1 protein-coding gene and 1 pseudogene are annotated in these 2,906 nt (G+C 65.7%); both read left to right on the top strand.

What is annotated here, in order from left to right:
• Positions 1-1,870: pseudogene (locus L0H79_RS21810) on the top strand (DNA-directed RNA polymerase subunit beta'); the annotation flags it as partial.
• 828 nt (positions 1,871-2,698) lie between these two features.
• A partial coding sequence (locus L0H79_RS21805; RefSeq protein WP_301486858.1) for a hypothetical protein occupies positions 2,699-2,906 on the top strand: 208 nt, incomplete at its 3' end.

Here is a 2,906-nt window from a genome sequence, read left to right as displayed (position 1 = left end):
CGAGCCGGTCGACCGCAAACGGCTCTCGCGGATCGTCAACGACCTCGCCGAGCGCTACTCGAAGGTCCAGGTGGCCGCGTCCCTCGACGCACTCAAGGAGGCCGGCTTCTTCTGGTCGACGCGCTCGGGGTGCACCGTCGCGATCGGTGACGTCACGCTGCCGGACAACAAGACCGAGATCCTCGAGTCGTACGAGGCCAAGGACGCCAAGGTCCAGACCCAGTACGAACGCGGTCTGATCACCGACGACGAGCGCCGTCAGGAGCTCGTCGAGATCTGGACGCAGGCGTCCAACCAGGTTGCCAAGGAGATGGAGACCAACTTCTCCCGCACCAACCCGATCTACCGGATGGTCAGCTCGGGGGCGGGCGGCAACTGGTTCCAGATCCGCCAGATCGCCGGCATGCGTGGCCTCATGGCCAATCCGAAGGGTGAGATCATCCCGCGCCCGATCAAGTCGAACTTCCGTGAGGGCCTGTCCGTGCTCGAGTTCTTCATCTCGACGCACGGTGCTCGCAAGGGTCTGGCCGACACGGCGCTGCGCACCGCGGACTCCGGCTACCTGACCCGTCGACTGGTCGACGTGTCCCAGGACGTCATCATCCGCGAGGACGACTGTGGTACCGACCGTGGTCTCGTCCTGCCGATCGCCAAGGTGAACGAGCTGACCGGCACGCGCACGCTGAGTGAGATCGTCGAGGCGTCGGTCTATGCCCGCACCCTCGCCGAGGACGTCATGGACGAGGGCGGCACCGTCCTGGCCGAGGCGGGGATCGACCTCGGTGACGTCGTCATCAACGCGCTGTTCCGGGCCGGTATCGACAAGGTGCGGGTCCGCTCGGTGCTGACCTGTGACAGCCACGTCGGCACGTGCGCGAAGTGCTACGGCCGTTCGCTGGCGACAGGCAAGCTGGTCGACATCGGTGAGGCCGTCGGCATCATCGCGGCGCAGTCGATCGGTGAGCCCGGCACACAGCTGACGATGCGGACGTTCCACACCGGTGGTGCGGCCGCTGCGGACGACATCACGCAGGGTCTTCCACGTGTCGTCGAGCTGTTCGAGGCCCGCACTCCGAAGGGCGTCTCGCCGATCGCGGAGGCGACCGGACGCGTGGAGATCGAGGACACCGACAAGGCCCGTCGTATCCTGCTGGTCCCGGACGACGGCTCGGACCAGCACGCATACCCGGTCACCAAGCGCGCTCGCCTGCTCGTGCAGGACGGCGACCACGTCGACGTCGGCACCCAGCTGATCCAGGGCGCCATCGACCCGAAGCAGGTGCTGCGCATCCTCGGCCCACGCGCCGCGCAGAAGCACCTGGTCGACGAGGTCCAGCATGTCTACCGGCAGCAGGGCGTGTCGATCCACGACAAGCACATCGAGGTCATCGTTCGCCAGATGCTGCGGCGCGTGACGATCATCGAGTCGGGTGACACCGAGCTGCTCCCGGGCGAGCTCGCCGAGCGGGGCCGCTTCGAGGAGGCGAACCGCCGGGCGATGGCCGAGGGCAGCAGGCCGTCCGCCGGCCGTCCCGAGCTCATGGGCATCACCAAGGCGTCGCTCGCGACCGACTCGTGGCTGTCGGCAGCGTCGTTCCAGGAGACCACGCGGGTTCTCACCCAGGCTGCCATGGAGGCCAGGTCCGACCCGCTGCTCGGCCTCAAGGAGAACGTGATCCTCGGCAAGCTCATCCCGGCCGGCACGGGGCTGCCCCACTACCGCAACATCGTGGTGGAGCCGACCGAGGAGGCCAAGGCTGCGATGTACTCCCTGCCGAGCTACGACGGCTACGACTACGCCAACTTCGGCGCGGCCTCCGGTGACGCGATCCGCCTCGATGACCACGAGCTGGGCCTGGACCAGCTCTGACGATCGACCGCACATCCCGTATGCCGCTGGGCCGGGACCGCGCACCACGCGCGGTCGCGGCCCAGCGGGCTTACACCCCTCCTGGCATCGAAACGGTGGCCGGCACCTGTGAAGGATTGCCGCTCGAGGAAACACCGCACGCCACGTGCAGTCCGAGCTGAGGTGGCCCCGACAGAAGCTCCCGGCAGTCACGGGAATCTCAACGTGCGGTCTGGCACGTGTGGCAGTCGCAGCCATCGACGAGATTTCCAACTCGGCGCGACAGGATTCCTGATGATTCGGATTCGCAATGACTAGTTGCGGCCCTCCCGATGTGTCGGCCAGTCTGACACGGACGCAGATGCGTCCCAGGGGTTCTGGCGAATCTCTCACAGGGCACTGGGTAGAAGAGGAGCAGCACCCAAGCGCTTTTGGCGAGCGTGGGCGGCAGCATGGTTCGTCTTGCTGTTGCCCGCCGTTCTGGCGGCCCCTGCACAGGCAAGTAGCAGTACCTGCGGGTACTACCACAATCAGGAAGGGGAACGTGCCACTACGTCTATGGCAGCGGCAACAACATATCTCAGCAGACCGCAGATTTCGGGCCTTCGTCTGAGCGCCACCAAGCCCCGACTCTTTGCAACTGGAAGATCAACTGGGTCTATCTGGACTCGAATTCTAAGCCATGGTACACGGACTACGGCCCAGTGCACTACGCATGCAACAAAGAGGAGTCGCGCTGGCGGGGCAAAGGCTGGGCCAAGAACGGGTACGCTTGCGCCTACCTATACGCAGATGGCTGCTACGTCGCTCGAGCCTGTGTGCGGATCAAGTGAGACAGGAGAGGTCTGAGTGACCGACCTCCGCGCCGAGACTTCCTGTCACGGTGATCGGAGCGGTCGCGACTGGCTCCGGCGCCTTCCCCTCTGGGGGCTGCCCACGTTGGCAGCTATCGTTGCCGGCTGTGTCGCGGTGCACGGCGATCACGTGGATTTCGATGTCTACGTCCGCGCGGGTGATCGCCTTCTGGATTCCAGTAACCCATACGAGACGACTGGCG

Source organism: Intrasporangium sp., assembly GCF_030452765.1.
Classification (GTDB): Bacteria; Actinomycetota; Actinomycetes; order Actinomycetales; family Dermatophilaceae; genus Intrasporangium_A.
Note: the sequence above shows the minus strand (reverse complement) of the source record. Positions and strands in the feature narration are given on the sequence as shown.